An 18,740-nucleotide genomic window follows, 5' to 3' on the forward strand; every position below is an offset into this window, starting at 1 on the left:
TGCGGCCCGGACGACGGCTGAGCCTTGCGGCTTGCGCCCCCGTTCGCCCTTGGGGCTCGTCCTCAAACGCCGGACGGGCTTGATTCGGGTCGACCTCCTCCCCACCGGCATGTGGACGTGCCGCCCCGCCCGGCACAGCTCCCGGAAGGCGCCAGGCTGTCCCTGGCGGTGCAGCGGTGCAGCGGTGCAGCGGTGCAGCGGCGATGAGGCGCAGCGGCGCGGTGCGTCGGTGCGGGGCGCGGCAGCGGGAAGGCACGGCCCCGGTCTGTCGCGGAGACGCGGCCGGTTTCCTGGGGCGTAGCCCCGGGTGCAGCCACGGTGCAGGCCACAAGGCCCGGTCCCGGGGCGTATCGGCCAGAGCCCCCGGAGGGGGCGGGCGGTGGGAGGTGACCGGAGCCGGGGCGGGCCGCCGGAGCCAGGGCGGGCGGCGCCGAGCCGGGACGGTGACCGGGACCGGGGCGGGGCCGGAGCAGACCGACGCCCGCTGGGCCCCGGCAGCAGCCCCGCCGGGCCCGGCCCCCACGGGGCCACCGGGCCCCCGCCGGAAACCCCTACCTCGCCCTGCGTCGCAGCAAATAGAAGGCCGTGGCCGTGGCCGTGGCCGTGAGGGCCAGGATCAGGCAGGTTTCCATGAGTTGGAGGGGCCAGAAGTGGGACGGCGGGTGGCCCTCCCGGTAGAAGCCCGTGATGTTGTGCGAGGTCAGGCAGGCCCGGTCGTCGACGCACATCGGGTCCGAGACCCGCGCCCCGGAGCCGGTCAGCGCGCCCTCGGAGGTCAAGGACCCCGCGAAGTAGGGGTAGCCCTCGCGCACGTCCCCGGTCACCGTGACCGTGGGCCACAGCCGGTCGCGGACCGCCTCGATCACGCTGGTCACCACACCCGTGGCGATCAGGGAGTAGGCCGCCGCCGGCAGCGTCCGCCGCGTCAGGAGCGCCACCACCGCGCCGATGGCCAGGCCGAGCAGCGGCAGGGCCACGGCCGTCGGGCCGAGCGCGTCGAAGGTCACCGTCAAGGAGTGCCAGCGGTTGTCCGTGAGCCCGGGGGCCGCCGAGGCGACGAGCCGCCGAAGCAGGACCAGGAGCGTCGTGCCGAGGACCAGGAAGGCCGCGGGCACGGCCAGCTTCATGGCGAGCCAGCGCGCCGGGGACACGGACTGCGTCCACGCCAACTCGGCCGTGCCCCTGCCCAGTTCGCGCCCGATGAGCAGGCCGCCGGCGAACACCGAGACCGCCACAGGGACCAGCGAGATCAGCATGTCGACCAGGGTGAGCACGTAGTGGTACGTGTCCGCCGTCGCGCCCTTCGCGGTGCAGCCGTTCGCCACCGCCGCGTCGCAGTGTCCCGTGATGTCGAGCCCGGCCGTGCCGGGGCCCCACAGCCACAGCAGCAGCACGCTCGTCACGGCGACGAAGGCGATCCACAGCCAGGCGGCGACGCGGTGCAGCCGCAGAACCGTCCGGGGCAGGCCCAGGGGGATCGTGGTGGCGGCGCTCATGCGGAGTTCTCCTTCGTGAGCGGGGCGACCGGCGGCTCCGGCTGGAACCGGCGCAGCACGAGGAACGCGGCGACGACGGCCAGCGCGGTGAGCCCCAGCAGGACGCCGGTCTCGGCGAGCTGGCGCGGCCAGAAGTCGGGGGACGGGAGGTAGTGGCGGGTGAAGCCGGTGATGTCGTGCTTGTCGAGGCACTGCTGCGTCATGCATCCGGGGTCGCGGATCTCCGCCCCCGTCGACGTGATCGCCTTGCTGTGCACGGGGATCTCCGGCTGCTGGTAACTGCCCTGGAACGGCCAGGAGTTGCCGCGGAACGCGCCCACCAGGTACGTCACGATCCCGGCGAGGGCGGCGGCAGGCAGCGTGCGGCGCAGCACCAGTGCGGCCAGTACCCCGATGGCCAGGCCGAACAGGGCGTTCGCCACCGTCGCGGGACCCACCGAGAAGTCGAAGTCGCGCGGTCCGATGCCGGCGACCAGCAGATGGTTCCGGCCGCCCCACACCAGGCGGTAGAGGATCACGACGAGCGTCGTGCCGACGGTGACGAGCAGCGCGGGCACGGCCACCTTCGCGGCCAGCCAGCGGACGGGGGTGACGGACTGGGTCCAGGCCAACTGGGCGGTGCCCTGCTCCAGTTCGCTGGCGATCAGCGGGCCCGCCGCGAAGACGGCGATGGCGCACGCGGCGATCCGGGTCAGCGTCAGCGGGTTGTAGAAGAGGGAGTCGAAGGCGCCGCCGACGAACGGCACGAACGCGCTGAGCCCCTGCCACGCGTTGTCCTGCGCCCCGCCGTAGCCCAGCTTGTCGAAGGCCGCCTGGGCGTCCGAGGAGCCGGGGCCCCACAGCCACAGGAGCAGGCCGAGGCTGACGGCCACGTAGCCGGTCCACACCCACATCGCGCCGCGGTGCAGTCGCAGGACCGTCCACACCAGGCCGTCGGGTCCCGCCTTCGTGCGGCGCACGGGGGAGGGCTTGTCGAGGGTCGGGGCGCTCATGCGGTCACCTCCTTACGGCGCGGGGCCGCCGTGGTGCCGGGCGTGAGCAGGGGCGGGGCCTCGGGGGAGCGGAGGTGGGCGAGGAGCAGCTCCTCCAGGGAGGGTTCCTGGACCTGCCAGCCCTCGCCGACCGGCCCGTCCCTGCGGATCAGGGCGGTGACGCCGCGGCCGGAGGCGCGGGACTCGACCACTGTGTGCGGTGCGAGGTCGCCGCGGCCCGTGACCAGGCTGTGCGCGCCGATCAGGTCGTCGATGCCGCCGCCGAGCCGGATCCGGCCGCCGCCGAGCAGCAGCAGGTGGTCGCAGGCGTCGGCCAGCTCGGTCACGATGTGCGAGGACATCAGGACGGTCGTGCCGTACTCGGCCGCGTCCGCCATCAGCGTGCCCATCATCTCGTGCCGCGCCAGCGGGTCGAGGTCGGCCATCGGCTCGTCGAGCAGCATCAGCTCGGGGCGCTTGCCGAGGGCGAGGGCGAGCGCGACGCGGGTGCGCTGGCCGCCGGAGAGCGAGCGGATCTTCGCCTTCGGGTCCAACTCGCCCTGCTCGACGATCTTCGACGCGTACGCGGCGTCCCAGCGCTCCGGGTTGAGCGCGGCGCCGACCCGGAGGGTGTCCGCGACGGACAGCTGGGGGTACAGGGGCTTGCTCTGGCCGAGGTGGGAGACCTTCGCGCGGTGTGCGCCGGGGGCGGCGCCGAGCACGGAGATGCTTCCCGAGGTGGGACGCGACAGGCCGGCCGCGATGGTCAGGAGCGTCGACTTGCCCGCTCCGTTGGGCCCGACGAGCGCGCTGATCCGGCCTGCGGGCAGTCGGAACGAGCAGTCGTCCAGGGCCGCCGCAGCGCGCCTTCCGTAGCGCTTGACGAGGCCGTTCGCCTCGATGGCCGTGGTCATGAAGTCCCCTTGGTCATGGTGCCGAAATGCGCCTCCAGGGCGCTGCCGAAAAGGGCCTCTACGTCCTCGCGGTCGAGGCCCGCCTCCTTCGCGCGGCCCGTCCACTCGTCGAGCTCCGCCCGCAGTGGTGAGTCGGCGGTGCCGGAGCCGAGCGTCGCGCGGACGAACGTGCCGAGCCCGCGCCGGGCCTCGACGAGTCCGGAGCGTTCCAGCTCGCGGTATGCCTTCAGCACGGTGTTCGGATTGATCGCCGTCGCTTCGACCACCTCGCGCGCCGTGGGCAGCTTGTCCCCGGGCTCGAGAAGTCCGAGCCGCAGCGCGTGCTCGGTCTGGTGGACGATCTGGAGGTAGGTGGCCACGCCGGTGTGGCGGTCGATGCGGAACTCGATGACCGGCTCCGGTGCAGGTCCTTGTGCCACGGCGTACCCCCTTTCACTAATCAAGTAGTGAAAGGGTGGTGCAAGAGAGGGGGCGGCGTCAAGCGGCGCCGCCCCCTCATGTCCGCCCAGGATCGTAAAACCCCAGGTCAGATGCCTATTTAAGCCGAGAAGGTCAGGACTCGGTCCGGTACATCAGGTCCGTCTCGTACGTAGTGAAACCCAGCCGCTCGTACACGCTCACCGCCGCCTTGTTGTCGGCGTCGACGTAGAGCATCGCGGTCGGCAGGCCGGCCGCCGCCAGGTGGCGCAGGCCCGTCGCCGTCAGCGCCTTGCCGAGGCCGCCGCCCTGTCCCGCCGGCGCCACCCCGACGACGTACACCTCGCCGAGCCGCTCCTGCGCGTGCACCTTCGTCCAGTGGAAGCCGACCAGTTCGTCGCCCCGGAAGGCCAGGAAGAAGCCCGCCGGGTCGAACCACGGCTCGGCCTTGCGGTCGTCCAGGTCGCGCTGGGTGAGGGAGCCCTGTTCGGGGTGGTGGGTGAAGGCCGCCGCGTTCACCGCGAGCCACGCCGCGTCGTCCTGACCGGGCACGAACGTACGGATCCGGACGCCCTGCGGCAGCACGGGCTCCGCGAGGTCGAGGTTCTCCAACGGCCGCCGCATCTGGCGCAGTTCACGGAACAGCGTCAGGCCGAGCACCTGCGCGAGATGCCGCGCCGCGCTGTGCCCGCCGTGCGCCCACACCCGCAGCCGCTTCCCGGAGGCGGCGAGCAGCGCGGTGCCCAGTGCCCGGCCGTGCCCGTGCCCGCGGTGCGCGGGATGCACGACCAGTTCGGCGGCCGGGGCCTCGACGGGGTCGGTGTCCTCCAGCTGCGCGTAACCGGCCAGTTCGTCGCCGATGCTGAGCAGCAGGTGCCGGACGCCCTCCCGCTCGCCTCCCCGCAGTTGCAGGCGGCCCTGCTCGGACACGGCCTGCTGGCCGTCGGTGCGGGCGGCCTCCGCCAGCAGGTCGAGCACGGTGGTGGCCTGCTCGGCGGAGAGGGTGGTCAGGGTGTCGATGCGGCGTTGCGGGAGGGCGCGTTCCGTGGTCATGGCTACGAGGGTACGGCTGGGCTCCGCCCGGGGCGGGTGGCTGTTGCGCGGTGCCGGGGTTGACGTCGCGGGGCTCTGCCCCGGACCCGGCGCCTCAATCGCCGGCGGGGCTTGATTTGCCCGCCCGACCGGACCCCGCGCCTCAATCGCCAACCCTCTGTCGCGCTACGCGCGTTGACCTTAGGCTGCCTCCACATCAACGGTCGTCGCACCGCACCCCGAGGGGGACCACATGTACGTACGGACCGAGAGACGTCGGCGTCGGTTGCGGGGGGCGCTCGCCGCCGCTGCCACGCTTGTCACCGCGGGAGCGCTGGTGGCCGCGCTGCCCGCCGGGGCGGCGCCGCGGAAGGATGCCGGGGGCGGGCGCTACCAGGATGTGCAGCTGCTGTCCTTCAACGACTTCCACGGGAACCTGGAGCCGCCGGCCGGGTCCTCGGGGCAGGTCACCGAGAATCAGGCCGACGGCACCACGAAGAAGATCGACGCGGGCGGGGTCGAGTACCTGGCGAGCTCCCTGCGCACGGCCCGCAAGGGGCACCCGTACAGCGTCACGGCCGCCGCGGGCGACCTGATCGGCGCGAGCCCGCTGCTGTCCGGGCTGTTCCACGACGAGCCGACCGTCGAGGCGATGAACGGGCTCGACCTGGACGTGACGTCCGTCGGCAACCATGAATTCGACGAGGGAGCAGGGGAGTTGGCGCGGCTGCAGAACGGCGGCTGTCACCCCGAGGACGGCTGTTACGAGAAGGGCCGCACCTTCGAAGGCGCCGACTACCCGTACCTCGCCGCGAACGTCACCGACGAGAAGACCGGGAAGCCCGCCCTCGCCCCGTACTGGGTGTGGAAGCACAAGGGTGTGAAGGTCGGCTTCATCGGCGTCACCCTCGAAGGGACCCCGGACATCGTGTCCGCCGAGGGCGTCAAGGGGCTGAAGTTCCACGACGAGATCGAGACCGTCGACAAGTACGCGAAGATCCTCGACAAGCAGGGCGTGAAGTCGATCGTCGCGCTGATCCACGAGGGCGGCGTCCCGGCCTCCGGCTCGTACAACTACGACTGCGATTCGCCGAGCGCGGGCGGCGGCGTCTCCGGCCCCATCGTCGACATCGCCAAGGGCATCACGCCGAAGGTCGACGCCCTGGTCACCGGGCACACCCACAACGCGTACGCGTGCACGATCCCGGACCCGTCCGGCAAGCCGCGGATGGTCACGTCCGCGTCCTCGTACGGGAAGCTCTACACGGACACGACGCTGACGTACGACCGCGCCACCAAGGACATCGTGCGGACGGCGGTGAAGTCGCCCAACGCCAAGAACCCCGTCTCCAAGAATCACGTCGTCACGCGCACGCAGCCGAAGGCCGCCGACATGACCGCGTTGATCGGGCGGTGGAACAAGCTGGCCGCACCGATCGCCAGTCAGCCCGTCGGGTACATCTCCGCCGATCTGCCGGGCCGGGGCGCCACCTCGCCGGAGTCGCCGCTCGGCGACCTGATCGCGGACGCGCAGCTCGCGCACGCCAAGTCGCTCGACCCGAAGGCGAGCGTGGCCCTGATGAACCCGGGCGGCGTCCGCTCCGACCTGGTGTTCAAGGCGAGCGGGAGCGAGGGTGACGGCGTGGTGACGTACGGGGAGGCCTTCGCCGTGCAGCCGTTCAGCAACACCGTCAATCTGGTCGACCTGACCGGCGAGCAACTCGTCACCGCGCTGAAGCAGCAGGTCAGCGGATCGAACGCGGCTTCGCCGAAGATTCTTCAGCCCTCGGCCGGACTCATGTACACGCTCGACATGACCAGGTCGGGCGCCGACCGTGTCGTCACCGACTCGATCAGGCTGAACGGGTCCGCCATCGACCCGGCCGCCACCTACCGCGTCGCGATGAACTCCTTCCTCGCGGGCGGCGGCGACGGCTTCGCGGCGCTCGGGGCGGGCAGGAACCCGCTGGTCGGAAGCGATGACCTGAAGGCCCTCAACGACTACCTGACGGCCAACTCCTCGGCGGCGGACCCGATCGAGCCGCCGAAGGCGGACCGGATCACCGTGATGCAGCCGACAAACAACTGAAACACCGCTGACGTTGAGGTGACCTACGGTTGAAGCGTAGGTCACCTCTCTGTATGTGAAGGATGTTTGTGTAAAGGGTGGGGGTCTGTGATGGAATCAGCCGATGCGTACCCCCCACCGCATATCCAACGACCGTAATCCGTACGACGAGTTGGCCACCCTCGCCGACGACCCGCCGACCGAGTTTCCCTACCGGGAGCCTTACGGCGCCGATGAGGACCACTCGTGGGAACCGCCCGACCACGGTCGCCGCAGCAGGCGCCGGCGCCGTGGCCGCTTCGCCGGACTGTCCGTCCTGATGAAGACGGTCGTCGCGGTCGTCGTCCTCTGCGCGTTCCTGACCCTCGCCGACCGGTGGGCGGTGCTCTACGCGGAGAACAAGGCCGCCGAGCAGATCAAGAAGCAGCTGAAGCTGGCGGCGGCCCCCGAGGTGGAGATCGGCGGCTTCCCGTTCCTCACCCAGCTCGCCGACCGCCGCGTCCACGAGCTGAAGGTGACCGTCCCCGACGTCGCCGCGGACCGCGTCACCCTCGCCAAGGTCTCCGCGACCGCGCACAACGTACGCATCAAGGGCTCGGGTCTCACCGACATCAGCGGCGCCTACGCCGACACGATGAACGGGCAGGTACTGGTCAGCTTCGCCGACCTCAACCGCGAACTGGGATCCTCCCAGGTCACGTTCACCGGGCACGGCAAGAACAAGGTGCTCGCCCGCGGCACCCTGCCCGTCGCCGGGCACGAGGTGAAGGTGCAGGCGGACGCCGACATCCAGCGGCTCGGCGCGTCCGGTATCTCCACCGACATCGACAACATGCGCCTCGGCATCGGCGACCTCGCCACCTACCGGCCCGGCACCCGCGCCTCCGAGGGCCTGCACCTGACGCGCGCCTCCGTGGACCGGCTCACCCAGCAGGTCGACAAGGCGCGGCAGCTGCTTGCCGTCCCGGCGGTGGTGCAGCGGCTCGGGCTGCCGGACAGCGTGGTGCGAGGGGCGCTGACCAGCGACGCCAAGCTGCGCGAGCTCACGGGATCGCCGCGTTTCGTGAAGCAGCTGATGAGTACGAACCTGATCGACATCGCCCTCGCGCATCCCGCGGTCCTGAAGCGGATCGGCCTCGACCCGGCGCTGCTCGACGGCCTCACCCGCCTCACCCGCCCCGAACTCGCCGACCGCCTCTCCCTCGCCTTCCGGCTGCCGCAGCTGCCGGGCGACCGGGGATATGTGCGGCTGCGCGACGTGACCGTGGAGAAGGAGGGCATCCGCGTCGACCTGGCGGGCGGCGGGCTGTCCGTGGGGAGCTGACCGCGGTCACGGGATCCCTGTAGGGGGCTGACCGCGGTTACGGGATCTCCGGCGGCGGCGTCGGCGCGCCCGGCAGGACCAGCGTGGCGATGGTGCCGCCGCCGTCCGCCGCCGAGAGCGCGATCCGCCCTCCGCTGGCCTCGACCGTGCGCGCCACGATCGACAGGCCGAGCCCCGAACCCGGCAGGGCGCGTGCGGTCGGCGAGCGCCAGAACCGGTCGAAGACGTACGGGAGTTCGTCGTCCGGGATGCCGGGCCCGTGGTCCCGGACGGTGAGCGTGCCGCGCATCAGCCGGACCTCCACGTGACCCTTCTCCGGGCTGAACTTCACGGCGTTGTCCAGCAGGTTCACGACCGCCCGCTCAAGGGCCGCGGGCTCGGCGCGCACGTACCAGGGGGCCAGCTCGGAGTCGAAGGTCAGCTCGGGGCCGCGCAGCCGGGCGCGCTCGATGGCGCTGCGCACGGTGTCGTGCAGCGAGACCACCTTCAACGGTCCCTCCGCCCCGGTCAGTCCCGTACGCGACAGTTCCTGGAGGTCGCCGATGAGCGCGGCCAGCTCCGTCATCTGCGCCTTCACCGAGGCCATCAGCGCCTTGCGGTCCTCCGCGGGGATGGAGCGGCCGGTCTCCTCGATCCGGGTGAGCAGTTCGATGTTGGTACGCATCGAGGTCAGCGGCGTCCGCAGCTCATGGCCCGCGTCGGCGATGAGCTGCTGCTGGAGCTCCCGGGACGAGGCGAGGGAGGCGGTCATCGAGTTGAAGGACTCCGAAAGGCGTGCGATCTCGTCGTCGCCCTCGACCGGGATGCGGACCGTGAGGTCCTCGGTTCTGGCCACGTGTTCGACGGTCTCGGTGAGCCGGTCGACGGGGCGCAGGCCGGTGCGGGCGATCCACAGACCGGCGGCCGTCGAGCCGAGCACGCCGACGCCACCGACGAGGAGGAGCAGCCAGGCGAGCGTGGTCAGCGGTTTGGTGATCTCGTCGAGGGGCGTGGCGACGGAGGCGGCGACGCCGGGGAGCCGGGTGTCGTCCTGGACGATCGGGACGGTGAGGACCCGCATCGCCTGGCCCTTCACGTCGTCCGTGGTGTGCACCGAACTGTCCGAGGGGCCCGCGGCGACCCTCCGGTCGGAGGGCTGAACGGGGATCCGGGGGTCGCCCTGCGAGGTGCAGGCCCTGCCGTCGGACTGGATGATCTGGATCGTCGGGCCCGGGAAGTTGTGCTGTGCCGCGGAGTTGCCGGACTGGCAGCCGGCGAGGACGTAGTCCATCTGTTCGCGCTTGATGGAGTGCGCCTGCTGCACCAGATCGTTGTCCAGCTGCGCGTACAGCTGCTTCTCCGTGACGAACCAGCAGGTCACCGCGACCGCGGCAACCGCGGCCGCCACCGCCACCGCCACCAGCAACGCGATCCGCGACCTCAGCGGCAGCGACCGCACCCTCCGGGTGGCCTTGTTCACTCCGCCGCCCCGCCGGACCGCAGCACGTATCCCACGCCCCGCACGGTGTGCACGAGGCGCGGCTCGCCGCCCGCCTCGGTCTTGCGCCGCAGGTACATCACGTAGACGTCCAGGGAGTTGGACGACGGCTCGAAGTCGAAGCCCCAGACCGCCTTGAGGATCTGCTCGCGGGTGAGGACCTGGCGCGGGTGGGCGAGGAACATCTCCAGGAGCGTGTACTCGGTGCGGGTCAGCTCGACCGCGCGTCCGCCGCGGGTGACCTCGCGGGTCGTCAGGTCCATGCGCAGGTCGGCGAAGGAGAGGGCGTCGGAGTCGGTGTCGACGTCGTCGCCGGCGGCCGCGTACGAGCTGCGGCGCAGCAGCGCTCGGACCCGCGCGAACAGTTCGTCGAGCTCGAACGGCTTGACCAGGTAGTCGTCCGCGCCCGCGTCGAGGCCGGTGACGCGGTCGCCGACGGTGTCGCGGGCCGTGAGCATGAGGATCGGGGTGGTGGAGCCGGTGGCGCGCATCCGGCGGGCCGCGGTCAGGCCGTCCATGCGGGGCATCTGGATGTCGAGGACGACCAGGTCGGGGCGGTACGCGGCGACCTTCTCCAGGGCGTCGGCACCGTCGACCGCGACCTCGGTGGCGTAGCCCTCGAAGGCGAGCGAACGCTGGAGCGCCTCCAGTACCGCGGGCTCGTCGTCGACGATGAGGATGCGCTGCGGTTCGCCTTCGGCGGGGCTCATGCTCGGCGTTTCCTGTCTGTGAGTACGGGTGGGTGGACGGCCTCCCTCAGCCTTGCACGCCCACCCGGCGTGTGCGTGCCGCGCCTGCGCGGCATCGTCGAGTCAGCTGTCCGCGCCGCCCGCGCGCAGCGTGTCCAGGTCGGACTTCACCGTGTTGATCGGGATCGCGAAGCCGAGGCCCACGCTGCCGTTGCTGGAGGACCCGCCCGATGACGAGTCGGAGGCGGACGAGTACATCGCCGAGTTGATGCCGATGATGTTGCCGTTCATGTCGATGAGGGCGCCGCCGGAGTTGCCGGGGTTGAGGGACGCGTCGGTCTGGATCGCCTTGTACGTCGTCTTGGACGAGCCGGTGTTCCCGTTGAACTCCTGGCCGCCGAACTCGAACGGCCACTCGCCGCTGCCGCCGCCCTGCTGTTGCTGCTGGCCCTCGTCGGTGGAGACGGTGACGTCGCGTTGCAGCGCGGAGACGATGCCGCTGGTCACGGTGCCGGTCAGGCCCTCGGGGGAGCCGATCGCGACGACGTCGTCGCCGACCTTGACCCCGGAGGAGTCGCCGAGCGTCGCGGCCTTGAGGCCGGAGGCGTTCTTCAGCTTGATGAGCGCGAGGTCCTTCTTCGCGTCGGTGCCGACGACGTCCGCCGTGTACGTCTTGCCGTCGCTCGTCGAGACCTTGACGGAGGAGGCGCCGGACACGACGTGGTTGTTGGTGACGATCTCGCCGTCACTCGTGATGATCACGCCGGAGCCGGTCGAGGAACCGGAACCGAGCTCCGCGTTGACCTCGACTATCGACGGGCTGACCGCCTCCGCGACCCCGGACACGGTGCCCTTCTTGCTGGTGGGCACCACCGTGGTGCTGGTGGAGGACGCGGCCGTGGCGGAGGAGCCGGTGAGCTCCTGGATGCCGTACGCGGTGCCGCCGCCGACGGCCGCCGCCGCGATCGCCACCGCCGTGATCAGCCCGGCCGGACCACGCAGCCGCTTCTTCCTCGGGCCGCCGTGCTGCGGGTGCTCGGCCCCCGGCTGCTCGGGCCGCGGCTGTTCGGGCCGCGACTGTTCGTGCGTCTGCTCGTGCGTCGTCCCGGAGAGCACCACGCCCGGCAGGTACGGGGGCTGCGGAGGATAGGGCTGGGAGTCGTCGCCGCTTCGGCGGTAGGTCTCGGTCATGGCAACCAGCTTGTGGCGCGTACATGAGAGCAGGCTGAGGCTGTCCTGAGAGTCCCGGCAGAACCCTGTTTGCCCGAAGTAAAGACGGAGCGGTTACGCGCAGCCGCAGGACTGCCGGACCACCAGCCGCGAGGGGAACAGCTTCAGCCGCTCGCGCCGCGAACCGGCCACCCGCAGCGAGTCGTCGAGGACGAGGTCCACGGCGGCCCGCGCCATCGCCGGACGGTCCGAGGCGACCGTGGTCAGCGGCGGATCGGTGAGCCCCGCCTCCTTCACGTCGTCGAACCCGGCCACCGCCAGCTCGCCCGGCACGTCGATGCGCAGCTCGCGCGCGGCCCGCAGCACACCGATGCCCTGGTCGTCCGTGGAGCAGAAGATCGCGGGCGGCCGGTCGGGCCCGGCCAGCAGGCCGAGGGCCACCTTGTAGGCGTCGTACCGGTTGTACGGGGCCTCGAAGAGCCGGCCGTCGATGGACCGCCCCGCCTCCTTCATGGCGCGGCGCCAGCCCTCGACGTGGTCGGAGACCGGGTCGCCGACGGACGGAGTGTCCGCGGTGCCGCCGAGGCAGGCGACGTACTCGTGCCCGTGCTCCAGGAGGTGCCGGGTGGCGAGCTGGGCGCCGCCGACGTCGTCGGTGACGACCGCGACGTCGTCGATGGCCTCGGGCCGCTCGTGCAGCAGGACGACGCGGGCGTCCCAGGCCTCGATCTCGTTCGCCGCGAGGTCGTTGAAACCGTGGCTGACGAGGATCAGGCCGGAGACCCGCATGCCGAGGAAGGCGCGGACGTAGTGGACCTCACGGTCCGGCACGTAGTCCGAGTTGCCGACCAGGACCATTTTCCCGCGCTCGGACGCCGCCTGTTCGACGGCGTGCGTCATCTCCGCGAAGAACGGCTGGCGCGCGTCCGGCACGATCATGCCTATGAGGTCGGTCCGCCGCGAGGCCATGGCCTGGGCGACCCGGTCGGGCCGGTACCCCAGCTCCTTGATCGCGGCGAGCACCCGCTCGCGCGTGGCCGGGGCGACCGGCCGGGGTCCGTTGTTGATCACGTAGGACACGACCGCGGTCGAAGTACCCGCCAGTCGCGCCACATCGTCCCGAGTCACCTTGGCCACGCGCGGAGTCTACGCGGATGGACCACCCTCTGGGCAGGGCGTGAGCCGCACCGCTACCGGCGTACGGGGGCCGGGCGGCCCACTCCGTCCACGGCGGACGGGAGCTTGTCCGTGTTTCCCGCGTTATCCGCCTTGTTCGCGGCCGCGGCCCGCTGCTCGGCCTCCTGCTCCGCCCGCTTCTCGGCCCGCGCCTCGGCGTTCTTCTCCGCCTTCTTCTCCGGCTTCTCCGGGGTGACGAAGCGGTAGCCCACGTTGCGCACGGTGCCGATCAGCGACTCGTGCTCGGGCCCGAGCTTGGCGCGCAGACGCCGTACGTGCACGTCCACGGTCCGGGTGCCGCCGAAGTAGTCGTAGCCCCAGACCTCCTGGAGCAGCTGGGCGCGCGTGAACACGCGGCCGGGGTGCTGCGCCAGGTACTTCAGGAGCTCGAACTCCTTGAAGGTCAGGTCGAGGACCCGGCCCTTGAGCTTCGCGCTGTACGTCGCCTCGTCCACCGACAGATCGCCGTTGCGGATCTCCATCGGGGAGTCGTCGGTGACGATCTGCTGCCGGCCCATGGCGAGCCGGAGCCGGGCCTCGACCTCGGCGGGGCCCGCCGTGTCGAGGAGTACGTCGTCGATGCCCCAGTCGGCGGTGACGGCGGCGAGGCCGCCCTCGGTCACGACGAGCACCAGCGGACAGCCGGGCCCCGTCGAGCGGAGCAGCTGACAGAGGCTGCGGACCTGCGGGAGGTCGCGGCGGCCGTCGATGAGGATGACATCGGCGCCGGGGGTGTCGACGAGTGCGGGGCCCTCCGCGGGCGCCACTCGCACGTTGTGCAGGAGCAGGCCGAGAGCGGGAAGCACCTCCGTCGACGGCTGGAGGGCATTGGTGAGGAGCAGCAGAGAGCTCATCGGTCCCCACCTGCCCTGGGGGTCGTCATACGTTCGTGCACGGTTCGCTCGCCCATAACGTCTGGTTCCTCCTCGGTCCCTGCGAGGACGTTTGCGGCACTGCTTCGTACGTGGCCGGGATCCCGCGCCCGGGGGTCCCGACCTGGTGTTCTGTGCTTATTTCCAGCGCGTCGTATACAACGCCCCAGAAAGCACAAAAGGACCCGGGGGCTGCATTGCCCGAGTCCTCTTCCCAGCAGAATAGCCCACATGAGTTGGGGTCCGGCAGGTGACGAGCGTGGATCTTCTGTGTGGCCGATCACCGAACGGAGACGGCGCGTGATGCTCCGGACACGCGACGGAGTCGCCATCGAGGCCGAGTACGAGCCCGGTCCGGGCGGCCCCGACACCCCCGCGATCGTTCTCGCGCACGGCTTCACCGGCGATCTGGAGCGGCCCCACGTGCGCCGCGCGGCGGCGGTGTTCGCCCAGCGTGCGGCCGTGGTCACGTTCTCGTTCCGCGGGCACGGGCGCTCCGGCGGGCGGTCCACGGTCGGCGACAAGGAAGTGCTCGATCTCGCGGCGGCGGTCGAATGGGCGCGCTCGCTCGGCCACGCGCGCGTGGCGACGGTCGGCTTCTCCATGGGCGGCTCGGTGGTGCTGCGGCAGGCCGCGCTGCACAGGGGGCGCACGGAAGCGCGCGTTGACGCGGTCGTCGCGGTGAGCGCTCCCGCCCGCTGGTTCTACCGCGGCACGGCCCCGATGCGGCGGGTGCACTGGGCGGTGACCCGGCCCGCGGGGCGCCTCGTCAGCCGCTTCGGGCTGCGCACCCGGATCCACCCCTACGACTGGGACCCGGTCCCGCTCTCCCCGGTCGAGTCGGTCCCGCTGCTCGCGCCGACCCCGCTGCTCGTGGTGCACGGCGACAGCGACCCGTACTTTCCCGTCGACCACCCCCGGATGCTGCTCGGGGCGGCGGCCGACGGCGGCGCGGAGCTGTGGCTCGAACCGGGGATGGGCCACGCCGAGCACGCGGCGAGCGACGAGCTGATCGAACGGATCGGGGCGTGGGTCGCGGCGACGGTTGCCGCACAATAGGACGCCGCACACACAGCGGGACCGAGAGAGGAGTCGGGAATGGCGCAGGGCACGATCCGCTTCTGGGCCGCGGCCAAGGCTGCCGCCGGCGTCGCGGAGGAGCCGTACGAGGCGGAGACGCTGGCCGCGGCACTGGAAGCGGTGCGCACGCGGCACCCCGGCGATCTCGTCCGGGTGCTCCAGCGCTCCTCGTTCCTGGTCGACGGGGATCCGGTCGGGACCCGCGGTCATGAGACGGTACGGCTTGCCGAGGGCGGCACGGTCGAGGTGCTCCCGCCGTTCGCAGGAGGATGACACCCCGATGAGCAACAACCAGCAGTACCCGTATCAGCACGACGCGCAGTACGACCCGTACGCGCAGTCGGCTCCGCCGGTGCCGCCGCAGCAGTGGTCGTACGAGGATGTGCCCTCGGCGTCGGAGGGGTGGACCTCTCGGGGCTCCGCCCCGGACCCCGCTGGCTCTCGTCCAACTGCGGGGCTTGATGTGCCCACCCGTGCTCAAGCGCCCCAGGGGCAGGAAATGCCCTCCCGTTCCCAGCGGCGGTCTCCGATCATCGAGCCGGGGTTCCAGCCCGCCGTGCTGACCGCCGTGCTTGCTCTGCTGCTCGCGGGTGGCGCAGCCATCGGCTCGTACGCCCTGCTCGTGCCGCTCGTGCTGCTGCAAGCGGTCACGGCCGCCGGCTGGTTCCGGCTCAACGGGATGTGGCCCGCCCGCCAGGGCATCGCGCTCGCCTTCATGGGCGGCGTCGTCGCGGACATCGCGCTGCTCGTGGCGGGCCGCGACAACGGTCCCGCCGCGATCCTCGGCACGCTCGGCCTCTGGGTGCTGCTCACCCTCGTCCTCCAGCTGCGCTCGCACGCGGACCCGGACGAGCGGATGTACGGCCTGATGGCGACGGTCGCCTCCGCGGCGCTCGCGATCGTGGCGGCCGGTCACCTGGCGGCCGAGCCCGACGCGGTGACGGTCGGCGGGGTGGCCGTGGCGGTCGCGGTCCTGGCCCGTGCGCTGCCGCTGCCGACGGTCGCGTCCGTGATCGTGGCGCTGCTCGCGGCCACCGGTGCGGGGATCGCCGCCGGCGGGGTCGTCGACCTGGGGTCGGGCGGTGCGTTCCTCGGGCTCGGTGCGGGTGCCTGCGCCGTCATCGGCCACCGGGTCGCGTCGTACGACTTCCCGTCCCGGTTCGTGCACATGACGGCGGGCGTGGCGCTTCCGCTGGCCGCGGCGGCTCCGGCGGTGTGGCTGCTGGGCCGCGCCCTCGGGTAGGCCCCTTGGCGGGGCTGGATCTGCCGACGTTCGCGTACCCTCCCCGCCATGCGCGCACTGCGAATACTGCTCATATTTGTTGTCGTGGTCGGTGGCCTCTTCGTGGCCGCCGACCGGGTCGCGGTCCACTTCGCCGAGAGCAAGGCCGCCGACAAGATCCGCACGAGCGAGGGGCTCGGGCAGACCCCCGACGTGTCGATCAACGGCTTCCCGTTCCTGACCCAGGTCGCGGGCGGCACCCTGGACGACGTCGAGCTCGGCATCCAGGACTTCGAGGCGAAGAGCGGCAAGAGCGACGGCGCCGCCATCCGCATCGCCGACCTCAAGGCCGAGATGCACGGCGTGAAGTTCGACAGCAGCTACAGCTCCGCCACCGCCGACTCGGCCACCGGCACCGCCCGGATCGACTACGCCGAGCTCCTCAAGGCCGTGAAGAAGGAGGGCCCGGCCCATGTCGCCCCCGGCGTCACCGCGTGGATCGACGGGCTCGCGTACGGCGGCGACCACAAGGTCAAGGTCACGGTCGCGGTCAAGACCCCGCTCGGCACGGTGCGGCCCACGGTGCGCAGCACCGTCGACGTCAGCGGCGGCCAGGTCTCCGCGCACGCCGACAGCCTCCCGGACATCGGCGCGCTCAACCCGGCTGAGGGCCCGCTCCGGGACGTCATCGACTTCAAGCAGGCGCTCGACGACCTTCCGGCGGGCATCAAGCTCGACCGGGTGCAGGCCGTCGATCAGGGCATCGAGATCACGGTGAAGGGTTCGGACCTCGACCTCGTCGGGTAGGTCCGGAACGGGCCGGTGACACCGCCGGTCCGAACTGCGAGACGACGGCGTCCGCAGAGCAGATGCCGAGGGCCGCCCGGCGGTGCGGCGGCCGGGCCGGTGCCGCCCGGGGGCGCGATCGTTCCCACATTCCGGACGATCTCGTCTCACGATCCGACACGTCGGTGACACGGCCGCCGGTCCGTCCTTACGATCGGGTGCATGAAGCGACAGGCGGATCTCACGAAGCGGCGGGCAGTAGACCTGTGCCGCGTCGCCGCCATGCTCTGTCGCGCCGTCTGAGCGGGACGGATCAACTCCCGCTTTCTCCGGACCCCTTGAGGCCTACGACTCGGGGTCCCCGTGCAGCCACGCACACCCCTTTCGCATACCCCCGCAACTGCCCCGGAGGAATCAGCATGAGCCGCAGCGACGTCCTGGTAGACGCCGACTGGGTCGAGGCCAACCTCGACAACGACAACGTGGCGATCGTCGAGGTCGACGAGGACACGTCCGCGTACGACAAGAACCACATCAAGAACGCGATCCGGATCGACTGGACCAAGGACCTCCAGGACCCGGTCCGCCGTGACTTCATCGACCAGGCCGGCTTCGAGGAGCTGCTGTCGAAGAAGGGCATCGGCAACGACACGACCGTCGTCCTCTACGGCGGCAACAACAACTGGTTCGCCTCCTACGCGTACTGGTACTTCAAGCTCTACGGCCACCAGGACGTCAAGCTCCTCGACGGCGGACGCAAGAAGTGGGAGCTCGACTCCCGCGACCTGGTCGACGGCGCGCAGGTCCCGAACCGCCCGGCCACGCAGTACAAGGCCAAGCCGCAGGACACGTCGATCCGCGCCTTCCGCGACGACGTCGTGAACGCGATCGGCAACCAGAACCTCGTCGACGTGCGCTCGCCCGACGAGTTCTCCGGCAAGCTGCTCGCCCCGGCCCACCTCCCGCAGGAGCAGTCGCAGCGTCCGGGCCACGTCCCGTCCGCGCGCAACATCCCGTGGTCGAAGAACGCCAACGACGACGGCACGTTCAAGTCGGACGACGAGCTCAAGGCGCTCTACGCCGACGAGCAGGTCGACCTGGCGAAGGACTCCATCGCCTACTGCCGCATCGGTGAGCGCTCCGCGCTCACCTGGTTCGTGCTGCACGAGCTGCTCGGCCAGGAGAACGTCAAGAACTACGACGGCTCGTGGACCGAGTACGGCTCCCTCGTCGGCGTGCCGATCGAGCTCGGCGCCAACAAGTAACCCAGCGACCTTTCACTTCCTAGGAGAGCAACATGTGCGGAGCGAAGGCCGGCGGCCCCGACGCCTCGACGATCAAGCCCGGTGAGACCACCATCCAGGGCCAGGTGACCCGCGACGGCGAGCCGGTGACGGGCTACGTCCGGCTCCTGGACTCGACCGGCGAGTTCACCGCCGAGGTCCCCACCTCGGCCACGGGCCAGTTCCGCTTCTACGCGGCCGAGGGCACGTGGACGCTGCGCGCCCTGGTCCCCGGCGGCCAGGCCGACCGTACGGTCGTCGCCCAGACCGGCGGGCTCGCCGAGGTCGCGATCGCCGTCTGAGCGGTCGTACGCAACGGCTGAAGGGCCGCATCCCGCCCGGGTTGGACGCCACTGGTGGGGGTGCGGTCCTTCGGCATGCGCGCGGCCGGGCACGGGCCGTCCCCGCGGGCTTAGGCTGAAGGTATGTACGCGCGGCGAAAGCACGTCTACTTCGCCATGATGGGCGTCTGCATCGGCCTGTTCGTACTGGCCTGGGGCGTCGTGCGGCTCTGGTCCGTGCCGGCCGCCGTCGCCATGTGCGTCGTCGCCATGGTGATCCCGCCCGTGGCCGCCATCGTCGCCAACCGGCGAGGGCCCGACGACCGCTGGTGGGACGACCCCTCCGGCGATCCGAAGTCCGACGAGTGGTGGGACGAACTGGACGGCAAGAAGCGCCGCCCTTGACGTCCACGGTGACACCCGCTGTGACCGACCTCGCCGAGAGCGCCCGTGCCCGGACGACTACAGTGGGGTCCGGCTCT

General features: G+C 71.4%; 20 protein-coding genes. 10 read left to right on the forward strand and 10 right to left on the reverse strand.

Annotated elements, in window-relative coordinates; genetic code table 11:
• Positions 1 to 551 precede the first annotated feature (551 nt).
• From ACIA8D_RS20260 to mshD, 5 genes are all read right to left on the reverse strand, one after another.
• Positions 552 to 1,496 carry a hypothetical protein gene (locus ACIA8D_RS20260; RefSeq protein WP_399233988.1) on the reverse strand — a complete coding sequence of 315 codons (945 nt, stop codon included), beginning with the start codon at positions 1,494 to 1,496 and terminating at the stop codon, positions 552 to 554.
• Positions 1,493 to 2,488, reverse strand: coding sequence for a hypothetical protein (locus tag ACIA8D_RS20265; RefSeq protein ID WP_399233990.1), 996 nt, complete (start codon positions 2,486 to 2,488; stop codon positions 1,493 to 1,495). Before ACIA8D_RS20265 ends, ACIA8D_RS20260 begins: the two co-directional genes overlap by 4 nt.
• A complete protein-coding gene (locus tag ACIA8D_RS20270) occupies positions 2,485 to 3,381 on the reverse strand; it encodes an ABC transporter ATP-binding protein (protein WP_399233992.1) in 897 nt (298 codons plus the stop codon). Before ACIA8D_RS20270 ends, ACIA8D_RS20265 begins: the two co-directional genes overlap by 4 nt.
• Positions 3,378 to 3,800 carry a GntR family transcriptional regulator gene (locus ACIA8D_RS20275; RefSeq protein WP_399233994.1) on the reverse strand — a complete coding sequence of 141 codons (423 nt, stop codon included), beginning with the start codon at positions 3,798 to 3,800 and terminating at the stop codon, positions 3,378 to 3,380. Before ACIA8D_RS20275 ends, ACIA8D_RS20270 begins: the two co-directional genes overlap by 4 nt.
• A gap of 133 nt (positions 3,801 to 3,933) precedes the next feature.
• Positions 3,934 to 4,851, reverse strand: coding sequence for a mycothiol synthase (gene mshD / locus ACIA8D_RS20280; protein WP_399233995.1), 918 nt, complete (start codon positions 4,849 to 4,851; stop codon positions 3,934 to 3,936).
• A 232-nt stretch (positions 4,852 to 5,083) separates the two neighbouring features.
• Here mshD and ACIA8D_RS20285 point away from each other — a divergent pair, with 232 nt between their 5' ends.
• Complete coding sequence (locus ACIA8D_RS20285) at positions 5,084 to 6,919, forward strand: bifunctional metallophosphatase/5'-nucleotidase (RefSeq protein ID WP_399233996.1); 1,836 nt, start codon at positions 5,084 to 5,086, stop codon at positions 6,917 to 6,919.
• Positions 6,920 to 7,022: 103 nt separating this feature from the next.
• Entirely contained in the window at positions 7,023 to 8,222 is a 1,200-nt protein-coding gene (locus tag ACIA8D_RS20290) for a DUF2993 domain-containing protein (protein WP_399233998.1), read from the forward strand.
• 37 nt (positions 8,223 to 8,259) lie between these two features.
• Here the strand turns inward: ACIA8D_RS20290 and ACIA8D_RS20295 are convergent, their stop codons facing one another.
• From ACIA8D_RS20295 to ACIA8D_RS20315, 5 genes are all read right to left on the reverse strand, one after another.
• Positions 8,260 to 9,681, reverse strand: coding sequence for an ATP-binding protein (locus ACIA8D_RS20295; protein WP_399234000.1), 1,422 nt, complete (start codon positions 9,679 to 9,681; stop codon positions 8,260 to 8,262).
• Positions 9,678 to 10,409 (reverse strand): response regulator transcription factor, encoded by a 732-nt coding sequence (locus ACIA8D_RS20300; RefSeq protein ID WP_399234002.1) that lies wholly within the window; start codon positions 10,407 to 10,409, stop codon positions 9,678 to 9,680. The genes ACIA8D_RS20295 and ACIA8D_RS20300 overlap by 4 nt, the downstream gene beginning before the upstream one ends.
• A gap of 102 nt (positions 10,410 to 10,511) precedes the next feature.
• Positions 10,512 to 11,579, reverse strand: coding sequence for a S1C family serine protease (locus ACIA8D_RS20305; RefSeq protein WP_399234003.1), 1,068 nt, complete (start codon positions 11,577 to 11,579; stop codon positions 10,512 to 10,514).
• 93 nt (positions 11,580 to 11,672) lie between these two features.
• The gene (locus ACIA8D_RS20310; RefSeq protein WP_399234004.1) at positions 11,673 to 12,695 is read right to left on the reverse strand and encodes a LacI family DNA-binding transcriptional regulator; all 1,023 of its coding nucleotides are present in this window, start codon (positions 12,693 to 12,695) and stop codon (positions 11,673 to 11,675) included.
• 53 nt (positions 12,696 to 12,748) lie between these two features.
• Positions 12,749 to 13,588: a response regulator transcription factor gene (locus tag ACIA8D_RS20315; protein WP_399234006.1), complete on the reverse strand. Its 840-nt coding sequence runs from the start codon at positions 13,586 to 13,588 to the stop codon at positions 12,749 to 12,751.
• A gap of 249 nt (positions 13,589 to 13,837) precedes the next feature.
• Here ACIA8D_RS20315 and ACIA8D_RS20320 point away from each other — a divergent pair, with 249 nt between their 5' ends.
• The 8 genes from ACIA8D_RS20320 (at position 13,838) to ACIA8D_RS20355 (ending at position 18,663) form a co-directional block, all read left to right on the forward strand.
• Complete coding sequence (locus tag ACIA8D_RS20320; protein WP_399234008.1) at positions 13,838 to 14,665, forward strand: alpha/beta hydrolase; 828 nt, start codon at positions 13,838 to 13,840, stop codon at positions 14,663 to 14,665.
• Positions 14,666 to 14,704: 39 nt separating this feature from the next.
• The gene (locus ACIA8D_RS20325) at positions 14,705 to 14,959 is read left to right on the forward strand and encodes a MoaD/ThiS family protein (protein ID WP_399234010.1); all 255 of its coding nucleotides are present in this window, start codon (positions 14,705 to 14,707) and stop codon (positions 14,957 to 14,959) included.
• The gene (locus ACIA8D_RS20330; protein WP_399234011.1) at positions 14,895 to 15,929 is read left to right on the forward strand and encodes a hypothetical protein; all 1,035 of its coding nucleotides are present in this window, start codon (positions 14,895 to 14,897) and stop codon (positions 15,927 to 15,929) included. The genes ACIA8D_RS20325 and ACIA8D_RS20330 overlap by 65 nt, the downstream gene beginning before the upstream one ends.
• Positions 15,930 to 15,977: 48 nt before the next feature.
• The gene (locus tag ACIA8D_RS20335) at positions 15,978 to 16,715 is read left to right on the forward strand and encodes a DUF2993 domain-containing protein (protein WP_399234013.1); all 738 of its coding nucleotides are present in this window, start codon (positions 15,978 to 15,980) and stop codon (positions 16,713 to 16,715) included.
• Between the two features lie 201 nt (positions 16,716 to 16,916).
• Positions 16,917 to 16,997 (forward strand): putative leader peptide, encoded by an 81-nt coding sequence (locus tag ACIA8D_RS20340; protein WP_350962106.1) that lies wholly within the window; start codon positions 16,917 to 16,919, stop codon positions 16,995 to 16,997.
• A 116-nt stretch (positions 16,998 to 17,113) separates the two neighbouring features.
• Positions 17,114 to 17,959 (forward strand): sulfurtransferase, encoded by an 846-nt coding sequence (locus tag ACIA8D_RS20345; protein WP_399234015.1) that lies wholly within the window; start codon positions 17,114 to 17,116, stop codon positions 17,957 to 17,959.
• 32 nt (positions 17,960 to 17,991) lie between these two features.
• Positions 17,992 to 18,279 carry a DUF1416 domain-containing protein gene (locus ACIA8D_RS20350; RefSeq protein ID WP_306321487.1) on the forward strand — a complete coding sequence of 96 codons (288 nt, stop codon included), beginning with the start codon at positions 17,992 to 17,994 and terminating at the stop codon, positions 18,277 to 18,279.
• Positions 18,280 to 18,402: 123 nt separating this feature from the next.
• Positions 18,403 to 18,663, forward strand: coding sequence for a DUF3099 domain-containing protein (locus ACIA8D_RS20355; RefSeq protein WP_399234018.1), 261 nt, complete (start codon positions 18,403 to 18,405; stop codon positions 18,661 to 18,663).
• Positions 18,664 to 18,740: the final 77 nt, after the last annotated feature.

This window comes from Streptomyces sp. NPDC051684 (genome assembly GCF_044453445.1).
Taxonomy (GTDB): domain Bacteria; phylum Actinomycetota; class Actinomycetes; order Streptomycetales; family Streptomycetaceae; genus Streptomyces.

Coding starts and splice junctions, on each gene's coding strand:
- ACIA8D_RS20260 (WP_399233988.1), bottom strand. CDS start 1,496: ATGAGCGCCGCCACCACGATCCCCCTGGGCCTGCCCCGGACGGTTCTG.
- ACIA8D_RS20265 (WP_399233990.1), bottom strand. CDS start 2,488: ATGAGCGCCCCGACCCTCGACAAGCCCTCCCCCGTGCGCCGCACGAAG.
- ACIA8D_RS20270 (WP_399233992.1), bottom strand. CDS start 3,381: ATGACCACGGCCATCGAGGCGAACGGCCTCGTCAAGCGCTACGGAAGG.
- mshD (WP_399233995.1), bottom strand. CDS start 4,851: ATGACCACGGAACGCGCCCTCCCGCAACGCCGCATCGACACCCTGACC.
- ACIA8D_RS20285 (WP_399233996.1), top strand. CDS start 5,084: ATGTACGTACGGACCGAGAGACGTCGGCGTCGGTTGCGGGGGGCGCTC.
- ACIA8D_RS20290 (WP_399233998.1), top strand. CDS start 7,023: ATGCGTACCCCCCACCGCATATCCAACGACCGTAATCCGTACGACGAG.
- ACIA8D_RS20300 (WP_399234002.1), bottom strand. CDS start 10,409: ATGAGCCCCGCCGAAGGCGAACCGCAGCGCATCCTCATCGTCGACGAC.
- ACIA8D_RS20305 (WP_399234003.1), bottom strand. CDS start 11,579: ATGACCGAGACCTACCGCCGAAGCGGCGACGACTCCCAGCCCTATCCT.
- ACIA8D_RS20315 (WP_399234006.1), bottom strand. CDS start 13,588: ATGAGCTCTCTGCTGCTCCTCACCAATGCCCTCCAGCCGTCGACGGAG.
- ACIA8D_RS20320 (WP_399234008.1), top strand. CDS start 13,838: ATGAGTTGGGGTCCGGCAGGTGACGAGCGTGGATCTTCTGTGTGGCCG.
- ACIA8D_RS20325 (WP_399234010.1), top strand. CDS start 14,705: ATGGCGCAGGGCACGATCCGCTTCTGGGCCGCGGCCAAGGCTGCCGCC.
- ACIA8D_RS20330 (WP_399234011.1), top strand. CDS start 14,895: ATGAGACGGTACGGCTTGCCGAGGGCGGCACGGTCGAGGTGCTCCCGC.
- ACIA8D_RS20335 (WP_399234013.1), top strand. CDS start 15,978: ATGCGCGCACTGCGAATACTGCTCATATTTGTTGTCGTGGTCGGTGGC.
- ACIA8D_RS20340 (WP_350962106.1), top strand. CDS start 16,917: ATGAAGCGACAGGCGGATCTCACGAAGCGGCGGGCAGTAGACCTGTGC.
- ACIA8D_RS20345 (WP_399234015.1), top strand. CDS start 17,114: ATGAGCCGCAGCGACGTCCTGGTAGACGCCGACTGGGTCGAGGCCAAC.
- ACIA8D_RS20350 (WP_306321487.1), top strand. CDS start 17,992: ATGTGCGGAGCGAAGGCCGGCGGCCCCGACGCCTCGACGATCAAGCCC.
- ACIA8D_RS20355 (WP_399234018.1), top strand. CDS start 18,403: ATGTACGCGCGGCGAAAGCACGTCTACTTCGCCATGATGGGCGTCTGC.